The following is a 17,750-nucleotide window of genomic DNA, read 5'->3' as shown; positions in this document are numbered from 1 at the left end:
TGGCCCCCGTGAAAAGGGGCGAAAAAAGGCCGAAAAAAAGGCCGGTGGTCCCGGCCTTTTTTCATTTCCTGCACATTCCGTTCATTCCTTGTACAGCCACTTCACCGGCTCGATATTCACCGTGCCCTTGTCGCAGCCGACCAGGACATGGCCGTCCTGGATGGTGCAGGAGAGGCGCATGGTGCGGTCGGCCAGTTCGGCCAGGGCGCGGCTCTGGGCTTCGGGGATGAACAGCACGGTGAGCTTTTCCTGGCGCTCCACCTTGCTGGCCAGCTGGGACCACCAGATTTCCGCCGCCCGGCCGCCGTAGGCCATGACCAGCACCTGGGCAGAACGGGAGAGGCCCTTCTTGATGCGCTTTTCGTCCGGCAGGCCCACTTCGATCCACTGCTCGATGGCTTCGGTGTAGTCCTTGCGCCACAGGTCCGGCTCGTCGTCGTCGGAGAGGCCCTTGCAGAAGGCCAGACGCTCGTCGGCGTTGAGGGCGAAGGCCAGCAGGCGCACCATCATGCGCTCGTCGGTTTCCGACGGGTGCCGTGCCAGGGTCAGGGAATAATCGGCGTAGTGGTGCCGGTCCATGTCGGCGACGCTGAGGTCGGCCTTGAATACGGTGGATTTGAGAGCCATAGGGCGGGCATTTTACCCGCACTTGGGACAACGGCGGGGGCCGTGGCGCCGCTCATGGCGCCTCAGGGCCGCGGCGGCCGGGTAATGCCGGGTCCTGCTGCCTTGCAGGGCACTGCCCCGGGAGGCAATAGGGACGGGCATGAGCGGCATGCCTGCCCGGAGAATGGCGTCCTTCCTGCATCCCGGGCCGGCAGCCGTTCAGCCGCCTTTCAGCCCTCGCCCCGGGCCCGCCGCTTGCGCCGCACGTAGACGGTCTTGTGCACCCGGGCCACCACCTGCCCGGCCTCGTCCACCACGTCGATGTGAAACTCGGGCAGGTATTTGTCGCCGCCGGCGGTGCGGGCCACGATCTCCTCCAGGGTGGCGTCATCCACCTTGAACAGGGCCTTGACCACGCCCTTGCCCGGAGCCACGAAGTCGATCACGGCCCGCTGGTCCCACACCAGGTAGTCCTTGCCCAGGCGCTGCATGAGCAGCAGCATGTACCAGGGATCGGTCATGGCGAAAAGGCTGCCGCCGAAATGGGTGCCGACGTAATTGCGGTTGTACCAGCGCAGGCGCAGTTCCACTTCCGCCTCCCGGTAGTCGGGGGCGATGCGGGGGCTGCGGATGCCGGTGAACAGGAAGGGCGGCCACAGGTTGATGAGGCGGCGGAAGGTGCTGGCTTTCATGAATCTCTCGTCGGGAAAGGGGATGGGCAATGGCCGGCCGGGCCACGGCGCGCCGGGCGGCATCCGCGGCGGTCAGCTCGGACCCGTGACCACGGCGCGATGGGCCAAAGCCGGAGCCTCCGGCATTGCTCACGGTCGGCCATCGCCGGCCATTGCGTTAATTCAAACGATCGTTTGACTTCTATTTTCCCCAAGAGTTGCCTGCCCCGGCAAGCCCTTTTTTGCCCCCGACCCATTCTTGCGCCGGGCCGGGAGCCGCGCCCCGCCTGGCGACTGCCGGGGCGGGCGAAAGTCCGCTAATATCCGCCCCCTCGACCGCCATTTCCCGGAGCCCGCCCATGTTCCTCGCCATGAACCGCTTTCGCATCAAGCCGGGCAGCGAAGCCGCCTTCATCGAACACTGGCAAAAGCGGGAAAGCTATCTGGCCGAAGTCCCGGGCTTTCTCGGCTTCCACCTGCTGCAACTGGAACCCCTGGGCGACGACCCGGGCGAATTCACCCTCTTCGCCTCCCACACCATGTGGGCTTCGCAACAGGCTTTCGAGGACTGGACCCAGTCGGAGGCCTTCCGCAAGGCCCACGCCAACGCGGCCCTGACGCCCCGGGAACTCTACGTCGGCCCGCCCCAACTCGAACTTTTCAAGGCTGTAATCTAATGCTCAGCTACCGCCACGCCTTCCACGCCGGCAACCACGCCGACGTCCTCAAGCATCTGGTTCTGCTCCAGCTGCTCGACTACCTGACCCAGAAGGACAAGGCCCTCTACGTCATCGACACCCACGCCGGCGCCGGCGCCTACGACCTGAAGTCGGACTACGCCAAGAAGCTAGCCGAATTCCAGGGCGGCATCGGCCGCCTGTGGGAAGTGCCTCCTGCCGACCTGCCGCCGGCCCTGGCCGACTACGTGGCCCGCATCCGCCAGTTCAACGGCAACGAGGCCAACGGCCCCCTGCGCCTCTACCCCGGCTCCCCCTGGCTGGCCCAGCAGGGCCTGCGGGACATCGACCGGCTGCGCCTGTACGAGCTGCACAGCACCGACGCCCGCCTGCTGGCCGCCAACTTCAAGGATGCCGGCCGCCAGGTCCAGGTCACCTCCGGCGACGGCCTGGCCGGCATGAAGGCCCTGCTGCCGCCTCCGTCGCGCCGGGCCCTGGTGCTGATCGACCCCTCCTACGAGGTCAAGACCGACTACGCCACCATCTACAAATCCCTGCAGGACGCCCTGCAGCGCTTCGCCACCGGCACCTACGCCGTCTGGTATCCCTGTCTCAACCGCCCCGAATCCCGCCAGTTTCCCGACCGCCTGAAGCGCCTGCCGGCCAAGGACTGGCTCCACGTCTCCCTGCACGTGCGTTCGCCGGACGCGGACGGCTTCGGCATGGCCGGCAGCGGCATGTTCATCCTCAACCCGCCCTGGACCCTGGCCGCCACCCTGAAGGAAGTGCTGCCCCGGCTGGTGGAACTGCTGGCGGAAGAAGGGGATGCCGGCAAGGGCGCCCACTTCGTCCTGGAGAGCGGCGCCGGTGGCACCCTCGGCGATACGCCGCTACGCCCGGAGCGGGCCCGGCCGACGGTGTTCAATCCCCGGGGCAGCGCCGGTTTTCCGTCTAATACGGCGGGCCGGAAGGCGCCCCGCGCGCCTGCCGCCAGCGCCGGGCAAAAGCCTGGGCGTCCGGCAGGAAAGCCCGGCAATCCGCCGCAAAGCCCGCGTAATCCTGCAGCAACTCCGCGCCCGCCCCGCAAAGGGCCGTCCGGGCGCTCGGGCGCGTAAAGCGCTGGGCCATGCGGTCCAGGGCCAGGGCGATGATCTCCGGCTCCCGGTAGGAGGCCAGCCAGTCGTCGCCCCGCATGCGCGGCAGGATGGCCGCCAGCCGCTGCGGCAGGGCCGGCCCCAGCTCTTCTGCCTGGGCGTAAAGGCCGGCGGAAAACTGCGCCAGCCCCCGGGGCAGATCGCCCGCCGCCAGGGCTGACCACTCGGCCCAGTCCCGGGCCAGGAAGTGGTCGTAGAACAGATCCACCATGATCCCCGCCACCCGGCGCCGTGCCGGGCTGATGCGCTCCCGGCTGCGGCAGAAGGCGGGATGGGTTTCGGCAAAGCTGTCCAGGCGCCGGTGCAGTTCCACCCCGGCCAGCACCTCCGCCGGCAGGCCGCCCGGAGCATTGTCCAGAGGCCCCTTGACGAAGTCGCCGAGGAAGCCGCCTAGGCGGTGCTCCGCTACCTCGCCGCCCAGATAGGCGTGGGCCAGGAAGTTCATGGCTGCCCCCGGCGGTGCTCCCGGCTCACTCCAGCTCCGTGTATTTGCGCGAGGAGCCCCGGGCCTTCTCCACCGGATACTTGGCCGCGTTCTTGCCGATCTTGGCCAGGGCCGCCGCCGGCAGGTCGATGCCCGCCTCCGCCGTCAGCAGCAGCAGGTACAGCAGTACGTCGGCGCATTCGTCGGCCAGGGCCTCCCGCCCCGCCGGGTCCGCCACCAGGGCGGCCATGTCGGCGTCGCTCTTCCACTGGGTCAGCTCCAGCAGTTCGGCCGCCTCCAGGTTGAGGGAGACGATGAGGTGACGCAGGCTGTGGAACTGCTTCCAGTCCCGCTCGTCGCGGAAGGCCAGGATGGCCTCGGTCAGCCGCTGCAGATCGGACGGGGAGCGGGATTCAGGGTCGGCAGGGACGGGCATTTCTGCTAAGGTCATGGGCTTTTCAATGTTGGACGGGGCGGACCGTGATTATGCCCCGACGCACCGGACCATGACCGACTCTGCCCCCTCTTCTGCCCCCACTGCCGCCTCCTCTGTCTCTGCCGCACCCGCCCTCTCCCCCCGCGTCGCCGCCTACCAGCCCACGCCCGACTTCCCTTTCGCCGACCTGCAGCCCGTCGCCGTGTGGCGCCATTTCGCCGCCCTCTGCGCCATTCCGCGCCAGTCCAAGCACGAAGCCGCCCTGCGCGACCACCTGGCGGCCTGGGCTGAGGGCCGGGGCCTGGCCAGCGAGCAGGACGGCGTCGGCAACCTGGTGATCCGCAAGCCCGGCAGCCCGGGCCGGGAACAGGAGGCCGGCGTCATCCTGCAGGGCCACCTGGACATGGTCTGCCAGCAGAACAGCGGCACCGGCCACGATTTCCAGCAGGACCCCATCCGCCCCGTACTGAAGGACGGCTGGCTGCTGGCGGAGAACACCACCCTGGGCGCCGACAACGGCATCGGCGTGGCCCTGGCCCTGGCCGCCCTGGAAGCCGACGGCCTCTCCCATCCGCCCCTGGAAGTGCTGCTCACGGTGGACGAGGAAGCGGGCATGGGCGGCGCCCTGGGCCTGGCCCCGGGCCTGCTGCGGGGCCGCTACCTGATCAACATCGACACCGAGGAATGGGGCCACCTGTACCTGGGCTGCGCCGGCGGCATGGACGTCAATGTGACCTATCCCTACAGCAGCGAGCCGGCCCCGGCGGGCTGGACGGTGGCCAAAATCTCCCTCACCGGCCTCAGCGGCGGCCACTCGGGCATCGACATCCACAAGGAGCGGGGCAACGCCATCAAGCTGCTGGTGCGCCTGCTAGGGGAACTGGGCCAGCAACTCGGCGCCGAGGCCTGGCGCCTGCTGCAGCTGGAAGGGGGCACCGCCCGCAACGCCCTGCCGCGGGAGGCCTTCGCCACCGTGATCCTGGACCCGGCCTGCCTGGCCGAGATCGAGGCGACCCTGGCTACGGGCGCCCAGGCCCTTGCCCGGGAGCTGAAGGGGGTTGAAAACGGCCTATCCGTGCGCCTCTCCGAGCTGCCCTCCCTGGCCGGTCCGGCCATGGCCCCCGCCGCCCAGCGCCAGCTGCTGGCCGCCCTCAACGCGGCGCCCCACGGCGTTGCCCGCATGAGCCAGAGCGTGCCCGGCATCGTCGAAACCTCCAACAACCTGGGGGTGCTCAGCGTCGCCAACGGCCAGGCCCGGGCCAACTTCATGGTGCGCTCCCTGGTGGATTCCGCCGCCCAGGCCCATGCCCGGCGCATCGCCGACCTCTTCGGCCTGATCGGCGCCGACTGCCAGCTCACCGACGGCTACTCCGGCTGGAAGCCCAACCCGGATTCGCCCCTGCTGGCCCTGGCCCAGCAGGTCTATGCCGCACAGTTCGGCGGCAGCGCCCAGGTGGAGGTGATCCACGCCGGCCTCGAATGCGGCATCATCGGCGCCAAGTACCCGGGCCTGGACATGCTCTCCTTCGGCCCCACCATCCACGGCGCCCACGCTCCCGGCGAGCGGGTCGAGGTGGAAACGGTGGCCAGGAGCTGGCAGTTCCTGGTGGCCCTCCTGGCCGCCCTGCCCCGGGCCTGACAAACCTTTGCCACAGAGGGCACAGAGAACACAGAGGCGGGCAAAAGCCAAACCGTATCAGCAGGCAGGCCAGCTGCCATAGCCGCCTCTCTGTGATCTCTGTGCCCTCTGTGGCTAAAAAAACAAACCCCAGGAGCCCCCCATGCCCATCTACAAGATCGACCAGAAGACGCCCCAGATCGCCGCGAGCGCCTGGGTCGCCCCCAACGCCACGGTGATCGGCGACGCCCGCCTGGGTGACAACGTCTCCATCTGGTGGAACGCCGTGCTGCGGGGCGACAACGACCCCATCCACATCGGCGCCAACAGCAACATCCAGGACGGCTCCGTGCTGCATACGGACGAAGGCGTGCCCATGCACATCGGCGCCAACGTCACCGTGGGCCACATGGTCATGCTGCACGGCTGCACCGTGGGCGACAATTCCCTGATCGGCATCGGCAGCGTCATCCTCAACCGGGCGGTGATCGGCAAGCACAGCATCGTCGGCGCCAATACCCTGATCCCGGAAGGCAAGGTCTTCCCCGACGGGGTGCTGATCGTCGGCTCCCCCGGCAAGGTGGTGCGGGAGCTGAGCGAGGAGGAAAAGGCCCGGCTGCAAAAGAGCGCCGACCATTACGTGGACAACGCCCGCCGCTACGCCAGCAGGCTGGTGGAGCTGTAGGCCTGGCGGGCTGCGCCAGGCAGCGGCAGAAGGCCGGGAGCGACCCCGGCCTTTTTTATATCCGTAGAACTACTTAAGTCTTTATTCCTACTACTTTTTTCGTATGTCGCCACCATAGTCTTTTCCCCATAATGGCCTGGAAAATAACCAGAACCAAGGCTGCCACAGCCTGGAGACAAGACCATGACGGCACATCCCCAGCCGCCGCCCCGGCTCTCCCGGGGGCAAGCCCTGCTGTTGCACCCGGCCAGCCCCTGGGCGGTCCTGACCATTGCCCTGGCCCTGAGCCTGTGGTTCTGGCGCACGTCCGTCGCCACCAACGACCGCATCACTGAGGAACGCTTCCAGCGCTACGTGGCCGAGGCCAGCCAGCGCATCACCCTGCGCATGCAGGAGCACGAGCAGATTCTGCGCGGCGCCGTCGGCCTGATCCTGTCCTCGGATGACGTCACCCGGCAGGAATGGCGGGACTTCTTCCAGGCCCTCAACCTGAAGGAACACTACCCGGGCATCCTGGCCCTGGGCTATACCGTCATGCTCAAGGCGGAAGAGCGGGCGGCCTACGAAAAACAGGTGCGCCAGGAAGGCTTTCCCGACTTTGCCATCAGCCCCCGGGGCGACCGTCCCGTCTACAGCAGCATCCACCTGATCGAGCCCTTCTCCGAGCGCAACCAGCGGGCCTTCGGCTACGACATGTATTCGGACCCGACCCGCCGCGCCGCCATGGAACTGGCCCGGGACCGCAACAGTGCCGCCCTCACCAGCCGGGTCACCTTGGTGCAGGAGGACGGCCACGACATCCAGGCCGGCACCGTGCTCTACATGCCGGTGTATCGCCCCGGCCAGCCCCTGGAAACCACCGCCCAGCGCCGCCAGGCCCTGCTCGGCTTCGTCTACAGCCCTTTCCGTATGGGCGACCTGATGACCGACATCCTGGGCCACTGGGGCCGGGAACTGGACTTCGAGATCTACGACGGCGCCCCCTTCAGCGAAGCCAACCGCCTCTACGCCACCCGTAGCGGCATCACCGACAGCAGCGGCATCCGCCGCACCCAGGTGACCCTGGCCTTGCCCATGCGCGAATGGACCCTGCGCTTCCAGAGCACCCCGGCCTTCGAGGCGGAACTGGAGCAGCATTCCTCCCTCATCATCCTGGCCACCGGCGGCACCATCAGCCTGCTGCTGCTGCAGCTGCTACGCAGCCTGGCCCGGGAAGTGCGGCAACAGCAGGGCAACCAGGCCGCCCTGGCCCAGGAGCACCGGCGCCTGGCCAGCATCGCCCGCCTGCGCGACGCCTACATCCGGGGCCACGACGGTCACACCATCTTCGCCCTGGTGCTGACGGAAATCCTCGATCTCTCCAACAGCCAGTTCGGCTACATCACCGAACTGAGCTACCGCCCCGACGGCGAGCCGGTGCAGCGCTTCCTCGCCCTCTCCGACATTGCCTGGGACGAGGCCAGCCGTCAGCAATACGCCGGAGCGGCCGCGGGCCGCATGCAGTTCGTCGGCCTCAACGGTCTCTACGCCGCCGCCATCGACAGCGGCGCGGCAGTCATCGCCAACGATCCGGCACATCATCCCCGGCACAACGACCGCATCCCGGCCGGACATCCGCCCATGCAGGCCTTCCTCGGCCTGCCCATCTTCCGCGACGGCCGCATCGTCGGCAGCGTCGGCCTGGCCAATCGGCCCGGCGGCTACGACCAGGCCCTGGCCGACTACCTGCAGCCGGTGGTGGACAGCTGCTCCCAGCTGATCGACGCCCTCAAGGACCAGCAGGCCCTGCAGGAAAGCGAGAACCAGCTGCGCCAGCTGTGCAATTCCCTGCAGCAGCTGATCTGGACTGCGACGCCGGACACCCGTTGCGACTTTCTCAGCCGCCAGTGGGAGGAATACACCGGCCGGCCGGCAAGCGAGCAGCTGGGCCGGGCCTGGATGGCCCAGATCCACCCGGAGGACCAGGGCCGCCTCAACGCCGCTTGGGAAAGCTGCATCGCCCGGGGCGAGAACCTGCGCATCGACCTGCGCATCCGCCGCCACGACGGTCAGTACCGCTGGTTCGACACCCGGGCCTCGGCCCTCAAGGACCGGGAAGGCAAGCTGATCCGCTGGATCGGCAGCAACACGGACGTGCAGGTGGAGCGGGAAATGATGGCGGCCCTCAGCGAAGCCCGCCGCATCATTTCCCAGGGCCAGCGCCTCGGCCACTTCGCCAGCTGGGCGGCGGACCTCAAGCAGGGCCGCTGGTTCATCCCCGACTTCACCCCCATCGTGGACTGGCCGCCGGGCGAGTACAACTGCGCCCAGCTGCTGCAGCTGGCCCACGCCGAAGACGTGGCGAACCTGCAGCAGGCCTGGCGCGAGGCCGAGGCCGGTACGGCCCCCTTCGACATCAAGTGCCGCATCCGGCACCGGGGCGAACTGCGCTGGGTCCATCTCACGGCGGAATTCGAACGCACCCCGGAGGGCAAGGCCGAGCGCGCCGCCGGCGTGGCCCGGGACATCACCCGGGAAGTGGCGGCGGAAGAGCAGATCCGCCAGTTCAACGACAGCCTGGAACGGCGGGTGAAGGAGCGCACCGCCGAGCTGGCGGCGGCCAACCACGAGCTGGAAGGCTTCGCCTACGCCGTCTCCCACGACCTGCGGGCGCCCCTGCGGGCCATCACCGGCTTCAGCCAGGCGCTGCTGGAGGACTACGGCGACAAGCTGGAAGGCGAGGCCAGGGAATTCCTCGACGAGATCATCCGCGGCGGCCGCCACCTGGGAGAACTGATCGACGGCCTGCTCACCCTCTCCCGCTGCACCCGGGGCGAACTGCGCCGGGAGCCGGTGGACATCTCCGCCCTGGCCGAGGCCATGGCCCGGGAAATCCGCAGCCACCAGCGGGGCGCCCATTTCACCCTGGAGGTGGAACCCGGCATCCAGGTCCACGGCGATCCCGCCATGCTGGAAGTGGTGATGCGCAACCTCATGGAAAACGCCTGGAAGTATTCGGCCCACCAGAAGGCGCCCCACATCCGCGTCTACGCCGACAGCATCACCGCCGACACCGTCGCCTGGTGCGTCGCCGACAACGGCGCCGGCTTCGACATGAACTACGCCAACAAGCTGTTCAAGCCCTTCCAGCGCCTGCACCGGCAGAGCGAATTTGCCGGCACCGGCATCGGCCTGGCCACGGTGCAACGCATCATCCACCGCCACGGCGGCGACATCACGGCCTCCTCGGCGGTGAACCAGGGCGCCGTCTTCCGCATCACCCTGCCCACTTGAAAGGACCCGAACCATGGACAAGAACATTCTGCTGGTGGAAGACAACGACCAGGACGAAAAGCTGATCCTGCGGGCCCTGCGCAAGGTGAACCTGGCCAACCAGGTGGACGTGGCCCGGGACGGCCAGCAGGCCCTGGACTACCTCTTCGCCGAAGGCGAGTTTTCCGGACGGGCCGGCCAGCCCCTGCCCACCGTGGTGCTGCTGGACATCAACCTGCCCCGCATCAGCGGCCTGGACGTGCTCAAGCGCCTGCGCGCCGATTCCCGCACCCACCTGCTGCCGGTGGTGATGCTGACCTCCTCCGACGAAGAGCAGGACCGCCTCGCCTCCTACGAGGACGGCGCCAACAGCTTCGTGCGCAAACCCCTGGATTTCGGCGAATTCGCCGAAACCGTGGCCCGCATGGGGGTGTACTGGCTGGCCACCAACATACCGCCGAAGAACTGAGAGGAGGCTGCCCCATGCTCTCGCCGCTGCACATCCTGGTCATCGAGGACATGGCCAGCGATTACCTGCTCCTGGCCCGCAGCCTCAGCCACGGGGAGATCCCGGTGGAAACCCGGCACGTCGGCAACGTGGACGAGCTCAACGAGGCCCTGGAGGATCGCCACTGGGATGTGGTGCTGTGCGACTACTCCATTCCCGGCCTCTCTTTCGAGGACGCCTTCCACCTGATCCGCCGGCGCCAGCCGGAGGTGCCGGTGATCGTCGTCTCCGGCTCCCTCATGGACGAGGACGCGGTGGACCTGCTCAGGCTGGGCGCCTCCGACTTCGTCCTCAAGGACCGGCTGGCCCGGCTCATGCCCGCCATCTGCCGCAGCATCGAGGAAAGCGAGGAAAAGCAGCGGCGCCAGCGCATCGAGCGGGAGCTGGAGATCGTCTGGGAACGGCTCGACCTGGCCCTCACCGCCACCAACGACGGCCTCTGGGACTGGGACCTGAGCAGCAACGCCCTCTACCTCTCGCCCCGCTGGTTCACCATGCTCGGCTACGGCGAAAACGAATATCCCTGCAGCCTGGAAACCTGGCGCCAGTTCATCCACCCGGACGACCTGACCCGGGCCATGGCCATCCTCAGCGACGCCACCGGCCGGGAGCGTATCGAGCAGGTCCTGCGCATGCGCAGCAAGGACGGCACCTGGCACGACGTGCTCTGCCGCGCCATGGCCATCCGCAACGACGGCCAGGTACGCCGCATCATCGGCACCAACACCGACGTCACCGCCATCAGCCAGGCCCAGCACCAGTCCCTGCAGACGGAAGCCCGCTACAAGGCCCTGGTGGAAGCCTCGGCCCAGATTGTCTGGAGCTGCAACGCCCGGGGCGAAATCTTCGAGGACTCCCCCTCCTGGCAGGCCTACACCGGCAGCAGCATGGCCGACGGCGATCTGCGCCTGGCCTCCATTCACCCGGAAGACAAGGAGGAACTGGCCCGGCGCTGGCGCCAGGCCCTCAGCCAGAACTCCATCCTGGAGATGGACCACCGCCTGCGCCACCATTCCGGCCAGTGGCGCTGGACCCACTGCCGCGCCGTGCCCCTGCGCCTGGCCAACGGCCGCATCGGCGCCTGGGTGGGGATGAACATCGACATCCACGACAAGAAGCTGGCCGAGCTCAACCAGCAGCGCTACGAGCAGCTGGTGCTCAACGCCGGCGACGGCCTGGCCATCTACGACCGGGACCTGCGGGTGTGCCTGTGCAACCGGGAATTCGCCGAATTCCTGGGCCACACGCCGGAGAGCATCCGCGGCCTGGCCCTGCAGGAGCTGCTGCCGGCGGACCGCTTCGAGAAGGCACTGCCCCACCTGCAGGCGGCGCTGCAAGGCCAGTCGGTGCGCTTCCAGCTGTCGGTGGACAGGCCCAGCCGGGGCACCTATCACATCAGCCTGCGCTACCAGCCCCTGATGCAGAACGGCCAGATCGACGGCATCGTCGCCAGCCTCACCGACGTCAGCGAGCTGAAACAGGCCGAGCAGGCCCTGCGCCAGACCCAGGTGGAACTGGAGCAGCACCGGGACAAGCTGGAACAGCTGGTGGAATCCCGCTCCGCCGAACTGCGGGCCAGCGAGGCCCGCCTGCGCCTGGCCATCGCCGCCGCCGGCCTGGGGGCCTGGGAATACGACCCGGAACTGGAATGCCACCTGCCGGCCCTCAGCGGCAACACCCTGTTCGACCTGCACCAGGGCAGCTTCGCCGAATTCCTCCAGGCCATCCACCCGGAGGACCGGGAAGCCATGGCCCAGGCCATGGGCCAGGCCCTCCACACCGAAGGGCGCCATCTCTTCGAATACCGGGTGCTGCAGCAGGGCACCTGCCGCTGGGTGGCGGACACCTTCGACGTGCAGCGCCGCCAGGGCCGCCTGCAGGTGGTGGGCACCCTGCAGGACATCACCGAGCGACGCCAGGCCGACGCCACCCGGGAAGCGGCGCGGGAGGCGGCGGAGCAGCTGGCCCGCATCAAGAGCGAGTTCCTCGCCAACATGAGCCACGAGATCCGCACCCCGCTCAATGCCATCCTCGGCTTCGCCCAGCTGGGCCAGCGGGAGACGCCGGAATCCCGCGCCAGGATTGGCTTCCAGCGCATCCATGACGCCGGCCAGCACCTCCTGGGCATCATCAACGACATCCTGGACTTCTCCAAGATCGAAGCCGGCAAGATGAAGCTGGAGATGCAGCCCACCAATCCCTGCGAGGTGGTGGACCACGTGGTCAAGCTGATGGCCGCCTCGGTTTTCCAGAAGGGCCTGGAACTGCGGGTGGAGGAAAGCGACAACCTGCCCGCCGCCTTCGACGGCGACTCCCTGCGCCTGGCCCAGGTGCTGCTCAACCTGCTGGGCAATGCCCTCAAGTTCACCGACCAGGGCAGCATCACCCTGCGCGAGGAACGGGACGGCCAGGACCTCATCTACAGCATCCGCGACACCGGCATCGGCATGAACCGGGAGCAGCTGGGGCGCCTCTTCCACGCCTTCGAGCAGGGCCACGGCGGCGCCTCCCGGCGCTTCGGCGGCACCGGCCTGGGGCTCACCATCACCAAGCGCCTGGTGGAGATGATGGGCGGCAGCATCGAGGTGGAATCCACCCCGGGCCAGGGCACCTGCTTCTCCATCCGCATCCCCATGCACAACGTGGTCGAGGCCCAGCCCTCCCCGCCCCTGCAGGTCGGCCTGCTCGGTTTCGAGCAGGAGGACCGGCGCCAGCTGGCCGCCACCCTGGCGGCCTACGGCATTTCCACCGCCATCATCGGCGGCGACGCGGCCACCACCCCCAGCGGCCTGGCCCTGGTCGTCGCCGACGTCAAGGTGGAGCCCGCCCTCCTCGGCCGCCTGCTGCAACGGGGCGAACGGGTGGCCGTGCTGCACCAGCCCGGCTGCCTGCCCCCTCCCAGCCCCCTGGCGCCGGAGCTGCAATACCTGGAGCGGCCCCTGCGCGCCTGCCATGTGGAATCCCTGGCCCTGGGCCAGTGCGCCGCCGGCACCACGGCGGCGGACCCCCAGCGCCGCCTGGGCGGCATCGCCATCCTCATCGCCGAGGACAACCAGGCCAACCGGCTGGTGCTGCGGGAACTGCTGGAATCGGAAGGGGCCAGCATCGTCTGCGTCGAGAACGGCCTGGAGGCGGTGGAAACCCTGCAACGACGCGGCCCCCAGGACTTCCAGCTGTTCCTCACCGACGTCCAGATGCCGGTCATGGACGGCTACACCGCGGCCCGGGAAGTGAGCCGCCAGTACCCGGAGCTGCCCATCATCGGCGTCACCGCCAACGTCACCCTGGAAGACCGGCAGAACTGCCTCAACGCCGGCATGGTGGACCACGTGGGCAAGCCCTACCAGCTCGACGCCCTGGTGGAGGCCATCCTGCGGGTGGTGCGCAGCGACGCCCGGCCCTCGCCCCTGTGGCAGGCCCCGCCCAACCCGCTGCCGACCCCGACAACCCCACCACCTCCCCCTGCTAGCGACCTCGATTCCGACGCGATAGATTGGCCCCAGCTGCGCAGCCGCCTGGGGGTCAAGCCCGGGCTGATGGAGCGCTTCCTGCGCCTGTTCCTGGAAAGCAACGGCCGCCTGCCCGACGAACTGCGGGACCTGGCCTGCAACCCGGACCTGGAGCGGCTGCGCCGCCTCGGCCATGCTCTCTACGGCTCCGCCGCCAACCTGGCCGCCGTACCCACCGCCACCCTGGCCCGCCGCCTGGAATACGCCGCCGCCGCCGGCGAGCCGGAAAGCGCGGTCCTGGCCGGCGAACTGGCGGACCAGTTGGAGCGGCTGTTCGCCACCATCCACCAGTATCTGGACCAGTTGCAGGAGAACGCGCCATGACCTCCCGGCCCATCCTCGTGATCGCCGACGACCAGGCGGAAAACCTCCTGCTGCTGGAGGCCATGCTCCAGGAAGACTACGAGGTGCGCACCTTCCCCGACGGCACCGACGTCCAGCTCTACCTGAAGCAGGGCGGCCGGGCCGACATTTTCCTGCTCGACATCGTCATGCCCCACCTGGACGGTTTTTCCCTCTGCCGCCAGATCAAGGCCAATGCGACCACCCGGGAACTGCCGGTGATCTTCATCACCGCCCTCGACAGCCCGGACGTGGAAGCCCGGGGCCTGGCCCTGGGCGCGGTGGACTTCATCCACAAGCCCTTCTCCATGCCCGGCATCAAGGCCCGCCTGCGCACCCACCTGCAGCTGGCCGCCACCAGCCGCCAGCTGCGGGAGCAGAACGAAAACCTGGAAGCCCTGGTCGCCCAGCGCACCCGGGAATACATGGAGCAGACCCGGGAACTGCTGCAGCGCAAGCAGCAGGTCATTTCCGGCCAGGAGGCCACCATCCGCGCCTTCTGCTCCCTGGCCGAGGCCCGGGACAACGAGACCGGCAACCACATCCGCCGCACCCAGAACTACGTGCGCATCCTGGGCCTGGAACTGCAGGACCACCCGGACTTCCGCCACCACCTGGACGACCAGGTGGTGACCCTGCTCTACAAGTCCGCCCCCCTGCACGACATCGGCAAGGTGGGCATCCCCGACCGCATCCTGCTCAAGCCGGGCAAGCTCGACGCCGCCGAGTGGGAAATCATGCGCGAGCACTGCCGCATCGGCCGCGACGCCATTTCCCAGGTGGCCAAGGAAGTGGGGGAAGACAACGACTTCCTGCGCTACGGCATGGAGATCGCCTACGGCCACCACGAGCACTGGGACGGCGGCGGCTACCCCCAGGCCATCAAGGGCGAGGACATTCCCGTCTCGGCCCGCCTGATGGCCGTGGCCGACGTCTACGACGCCCTCATTTCCCGGCGCGTCTACAAGCCGCCCATGCCCCACGACGAAGCCCTGGCCTACATCGTCGGCCAGGCCGGCAGGCATTTCGACCCCACCGTGGTGGCCGCCATGCAGGCCCAGGAGCGGGCCTTCGTGCGCACCGCCACCGAATTTAGCGACTGAACCAATTCACATCAGCAATCAGTAATCTGCGGGAGGAACCATGAAGATTTTCATCGTCGACGACGACCCCCTGGCCCGGCTGGTCACCACCAACAGCCTGGAAGAACAGGGCTTCACCATGATCGAGCTGGAGGACGGCCAGGCCTGCCTGGGCCGGGTGGAGGAGCAGCCCGACATCATCATCCTCGACGTGGAAATGGACGGCCTCGACGGCATCGCCACCTGCCGCGCCCTGCGCCAGGACGGCCACGAACGGCCCCACGTGCTGTTCATCTCCAGCCACGACGACATGGAGACCCGGCTGGCGGCCTACGACGCGGGCGGCAACGACTTCCTGGTCAAGCCCTTCATGCCCGACGAGCTGACGCGCAAGATCCGCCAGGCCATCGGCCAGCTGGAACTGCGCGACTCCCTCGCCTCCCGGGCCGACATGGCCCAGACCGTGGCCTTCTCCGCCATGTCCTCCATGGGCGAGATGGGCGCCGTGCTCGAATTCATGCGCAAGTCCTTCCTTGCCCTCAGCCCCCGGGAACTGGCCCAGGAAATTTTCAACACCCTGGGCGGCTACGGCCTCCAGGGCGCCGTGGAAATCCGCAGCCCCGACCACGCCCCCCTGCACTTCAGCAGCCAGGGCTCGGTAGCCCCCCTGGAAAGCGCCATTCTCGAATACGCCCGCAACCTGCCGCGCATCGTCCAGTCCGCAGAACGCATGGTCATCAACTACCCCCTGGTGACCCTGCTCATTCCCCAACTGCCCCAGGACGACCCGGACCGGGTCGGCCGCCTGCGGGACCACCTGGCCATCGTCGCCGAAGCCGCCGAAGCCCGGCTGCAGGCCCTGGGCACGGAAAACCTGCGCCTGGCCCAGGCCGAAGCCATCGTCCAGGCCGTCACCCAGCTCAGCGTCACCCTGGAAGAGATCGAAAAACGGCAGCAGGAACAGCGCCTGCAAGCCCAGGCCGCCCTGATCGCCCACCTGCACGAAATGGAAGACGCCTTCGTCCGCCTGGGCCTCAGCAGCGAACAGGAACACTCCCTGATCCGCATGGCCCGCGCCGCCATGGAAGACCAAAGCGCCTCCCAGGCCGGCCAGGAGACGCTGGAAATCAGGTTGAGGGAAGTGGTGCGGGCGTTGAACCGGGCTATTCAGGGGAAGGCGGTGAGGCAGTGAGGGGGAATGAATGTTTGTCGGCCGAACGGAAACGACGGCTGCTCGCAAAAATTGGCAATTCATAATTGGACCGACTTTCTTGAGCCGAATCTCTACCTAGCCATGTCCACTTCCGACCATGAGTGGTCATTGATGAATTTGTCCCGTAAGCGGACATCCGAGCAACCTTCTTGGTGTCCGCATTATTGGAGTTGTTATACGGACCCATCGGAGGCCACTTCCTTGCCCCACAAGCAATTCCTTAAGCATAGTTGCTGCCTGTATATCAATTCATATACGGACCCAGAGGGTCCGTTTAATAACTCTTAGGTTTCTCAACACAGAGGTGCGTATGTCCCAGGAAACTCCGAAGATGACTTTTGGTGACGTCATTACTCAGAAAGACGTCACTGACGCCATATTCAAGAATCTGACTTGGTATCTTGCCTGTGGCGCATTGTTGAAATTCACCATTGCGCTCGGGCCATCCGGCAATTGGTGCTTAGTGCTCCTCATGTTCGCAACTTTCATCGGTCTATTCACCTTGAACATGGCGTTTGGTGTGAATCACATCCTCATGCCGATTGACGCAGGGCTCGGTCAAACTCTCGATCAACTGCGACAACAGAACGCCGCCGATAAAAGGAACAGCAGCAAGTTCAAAAGAACCCTTGGTTTCATGTTTGGCTCCTTGAAGGGCTGGACTTACCTTGGCTTGTCATGCATCTACGTGGCGGTCACTTTTCAGCTTGTAGGTTTGGCCGCTAACAGTGTTCCGGCCCCAAGTGACCCTACCAAGGTTGCGGAGGTGGCGGCGCCTCAGGGAGTGGCGACGAACGAGAAAGCTAACCCTGCGGCGGGGGACACTGCGCGATAAAGTCGCGCAGCGTCCATGACCTCCACGTTGGGTGCTTTAATGTCTCCCCTAGAAAAGAGCACATTCGCGAAGATGTTTGAGGCTGCCGAGTTGTGCCGGGAGCGCGCTCTTGATATTCCTATGCTTGTATTGCTCTACACGGCGATGGATACGTTGGCTTGGGCGCTTTATGGCGATAAGACCCAAGGGGTTCGCGAGCGGTTCACTGCGCTCTGCGACAGTCACATTCTTCCAGGCAGTAGCATTCAATGTGCGGCGCTAGAACTCTACGCCGCAAGATGCTCTGTTCTCCACACCCTTGGGTGGGAGTCGGATTTGAGTAAATCAGGTAAAGCAAGGTCAGTCTTCTACTCATTCGGTACTGACGATCCAACGCTAGCTCAAGCAGCACTCGAACTTACCAATCCAGGCCAATTTGTCTCGCTTAGGCCCGATGAACTTCTAGTTGCTGTTAAGGGGGCCGTCGCAACAATTGCGAAGCTCGCTTCCAAGGACGAAGGGCTTGCTACCCGCTTGTCCATTGCTGCAGGTAAACAGTTCAGATCGCTCGAATCCACCGCTGGTGACAAAATTTTTGGGGCGTTTATTGAAAGGATGCAAAGCAATGAACGCACCTAACCCGTCATTCCAGTGGACCGCCTCCGGCGGCCGCTGAATTCCAACGTTGAACTTCCGCTTTCCCAAGCAACCGATTTCAGCTTTGAGTCGAAAGCAGTCAAAAAAAAGGGGCGCCTAAGC

Annotated in this window: 14 protein-coding genes and 1 pseudogene; 11 read left to right on the top strand and 4 right to left on the bottom strand. The window is 66.8% G+C overall.

Going from position 1 to position 17,750, the window contains the following annotated elements:
* Positions 1-81: 81 nt before the first annotated feature.
* Positions 82-627: a YaeQ family protein gene (locus ACLSSQ_RS08255; protein WP_014237799.1), complete on the bottom strand. Its 546-nt coding sequence runs from the start codon at positions 625-627 to the stop codon at positions 82-84.
* Between the two features lie 209 nt (positions 628-836).
* Positions 837-1,298, bottom strand: coding sequence for a DUF4442 domain-containing protein (locus ACLSSQ_RS08250; protein ID WP_014237800.1), 462 nt, complete (start codon positions 1,296-1,298; stop codon positions 837-839).
* Between the two features lie 338 nt (positions 1,299-1,636).
* On the opposite strand from ACLSSQ_RS08250, the gene ACLSSQ_RS08245 reads away from it, so the two are divergent.
* Positions 1,637-1,954: an antibiotic biosynthesis monooxygenase family protein gene (locus ACLSSQ_RS08245; RefSeq protein ID WP_014237801.1), complete on the top strand. Its 318-nt coding sequence runs from the start codon at positions 1,637-1,639 to the stop codon at positions 1,952-1,954.
* Positions 1,954-2,718, top strand: a pseudogene (locus tag ACLSSQ_RS08240) (23S rRNA (adenine(2030)-N(6))-methyltransferase RlmJ); the annotation flags it as partial. The gene ACLSSQ_RS08245 and the pseudogene ACLSSQ_RS08240, both read left to right, overlap by 1 nt.
* A gap of 187 nt (positions 2,719-2,905) precedes the next feature.
* Here the strand turns inward: ACLSSQ_RS08240 and ACLSSQ_RS08235 are convergent.
* Positions 2,906-3,553, bottom strand: coding sequence for an ACP phosphodiesterase (locus tag ACLSSQ_RS08235; RefSeq protein WP_014237802.1), 648 nt, complete (start codon positions 3,551-3,553; stop codon positions 2,906-2,908).
* Between the two features lie 25 nt (positions 3,554-3,578).
* On the bottom strand, positions 3,579-3,983 hold the full coding sequence (locus ACLSSQ_RS08230; protein WP_014237803.1) for a nucleotide pyrophosphohydrolase: 405 nt from the start codon (positions 3,981-3,983) through the stop codon (positions 3,579-3,581).
* 55 nt (positions 3,984-4,038) lie between these two features.
* Between ACLSSQ_RS08230 and ACLSSQ_RS08225 the strand changes: the two genes are divergently transcribed.
* The 9 genes from ACLSSQ_RS08225 to ACLSSQ_RS08185 all read left to right on the top strand — a co-directional run bounded on the left by ACLSSQ_RS08225 (position 4,039) and on the right by ACLSSQ_RS08185 (position 17,630).
* On the top strand, positions 4,039-5,607 hold the full coding sequence (locus tag ACLSSQ_RS08225; RefSeq protein ID WP_014237804.1) for an aminoacyl-histidine dipeptidase: 1,569 nt from the start codon (positions 4,039-4,041) through the stop codon (positions 5,605-5,607).
* Positions 5,608-5,749: 142 nt separating this feature from the next.
* On the top strand, positions 5,750-6,271 hold the full coding sequence (locus ACLSSQ_RS08220; protein WP_014237805.1) for a gamma carbonic anhydrase family protein: 522 nt from the start codon (positions 5,750-5,752) through the stop codon (positions 6,269-6,271).
* Positions 6,272-6,454: 183 nt separating this feature from the next.
* A complete protein-coding gene (locus tag ACLSSQ_RS08215) occupies positions 6,455-9,544 on the top strand; it encodes a CHASE domain-containing protein (RefSeq protein ID WP_014237806.1) in 3,090 nt (1,029 codons plus the stop codon).
* Positions 9,545-9,557: 13 nt separating this feature from the next.
* Positions 9,558-9,992 carry a response regulator gene (locus ACLSSQ_RS08210; RefSeq protein ID WP_014237807.1) on the top strand — a complete coding sequence of 145 codons (435 nt, stop codon included), beginning with the start codon at positions 9,558-9,560 and terminating at the stop codon, positions 9,990-9,992.
* A 14-nt stretch (positions 9,993-10,006) separates the two neighbouring features.
* Positions 10,007-13,864, top strand: coding sequence for a PAS domain-containing protein (locus tag ACLSSQ_RS08205; RefSeq protein WP_416244262.1), 3,858 nt, complete (start codon positions 10,007-10,009; stop codon positions 13,862-13,864).
* Positions 13,861-14,985 (top strand): HD domain-containing phosphohydrolase, encoded by a 1,125-nt coding sequence (locus ACLSSQ_RS08200; protein ID WP_014237809.1) that lies wholly within the window; start codon positions 13,861-13,863, stop codon positions 14,983-14,985. The genes ACLSSQ_RS08205 and ACLSSQ_RS08200 overlap by 4 nt, the downstream gene beginning before the upstream one ends.
* Positions 14,986-15,025: 40 nt before the next feature.
* Entirely contained in the window at positions 15,026-16,156 is a 1,131-nt protein-coding gene (locus ACLSSQ_RS08195; RefSeq protein ID WP_014237810.1) for a response regulator, read from the top strand.
* A gap of 331 nt (positions 16,157-16,487) precedes the next feature.
* Positions 16,488-17,012 carry a hypothetical protein gene (locus ACLSSQ_RS08190; protein WP_157870644.1) on the top strand — a complete coding sequence of 175 codons (525 nt, stop codon included), beginning with the start codon at positions 16,488-16,490 and terminating at the stop codon, positions 17,010-17,012.
* A gap of 15 nt (positions 17,013-17,027) precedes the next feature.
* A complete protein-coding gene (locus ACLSSQ_RS08185; RefSeq protein WP_014237811.1) occupies positions 17,028-17,630 on the top strand; it encodes a hypothetical protein in 603 nt (200 codons plus the stop codon).
* The last annotated feature ends 120 nt before the right edge of the window (positions 17,631-17,750 follow it).

The organism is Azospira sp. APE16 (genome assembly GCF_047901315.1).
Lineage (GTDB): Bacteria > Pseudomonadota > Gammaproteobacteria > Burkholderiales > Rhodocyclaceae > Azospira > Azospira oryzae.
Note: the sequence above shows the minus strand (reverse complement) of the source record. Positions and strands in the feature narration are given on the sequence as shown.

Coding starts and splice junctions, on each gene's coding strand:
- ACLSSQ_RS08255 (WP_014237799.1), bottom strand. CDS start 627: ATGGCTCTCAAATCCACCGTATTCAAGGCCGACCTCAGCGTCGCCGAC.
- ACLSSQ_RS08250 (WP_014237800.1), bottom strand. CDS start 1,298: ATGAAAGCCAGCACCTTCCGCCGCCTCATCAACCTGTGGCCGCCCTTC.
- ACLSSQ_RS08245 (WP_014237801.1), top strand. CDS start 1,637: ATGTTCCTCGCCATGAACCGCTTTCGCATCAAGCCGGGCAGCGAAGCC.
- ACLSSQ_RS08235 (WP_014237802.1), bottom strand. CDS start 3,553: ATGAACTTCCTGGCCCACGCCTATCTGGGCGGCGAGGTAGCGGAGCAC.
- ACLSSQ_RS08230 (WP_014237803.1), bottom strand. CDS start 3,983: ATGACCTTAGCAGAAATGCCCGTCCCTGCCGACCCTGAATCCCGCTCC.
- ACLSSQ_RS08225 (WP_014237804.1), top strand. CDS start 4,039: ATGACCGACTCTGCCCCCTCTTCTGCCCCCACTGCCGCCTCCTCTGTC.
- ACLSSQ_RS08220 (WP_014237805.1), top strand. CDS start 5,750: ATGCCCATCTACAAGATCGACCAGAAGACGCCCCAGATCGCCGCGAGC.
- ACLSSQ_RS08215 (WP_014237806.1), top strand. CDS start 6,455: ATGACGGCACATCCCCAGCCGCCGCCCCGGCTCTCCCGGGGGCAAGCC.
- ACLSSQ_RS08210 (WP_014237807.1), top strand. CDS start 9,558: ATGGACAAGAACATTCTGCTGGTGGAAGACAACGACCAGGACGAAAAG.
- ACLSSQ_RS08205 (WP_416244262.1), top strand. CDS start 10,007: ATGCTCTCGCCGCTGCACATCCTGGTCATCGAGGACATGGCCAGCGAT.
- ACLSSQ_RS08200 (WP_014237809.1), top strand. CDS start 13,861: ATGACCTCCCGGCCCATCCTCGTGATCGCCGACGACCAGGCGGAAAAC.
- ACLSSQ_RS08195 (WP_014237810.1), top strand. CDS start 15,026: ATGAAGATTTTCATCGTCGACGACGACCCCCTGGCCCGGCTGGTCACC.
- ACLSSQ_RS08190 (WP_157870644.1), top strand. CDS start 16,488: ATGTCCCAGGAAACTCCGAAGATGACTTTTGGTGACGTCATTACTCAG.
- ACLSSQ_RS08185 (WP_014237811.1), top strand. CDS start 17,028: ATGACCTCCACGTTGGGTGCTTTAATGTCTCCCCTAGAAAAGAGCACA.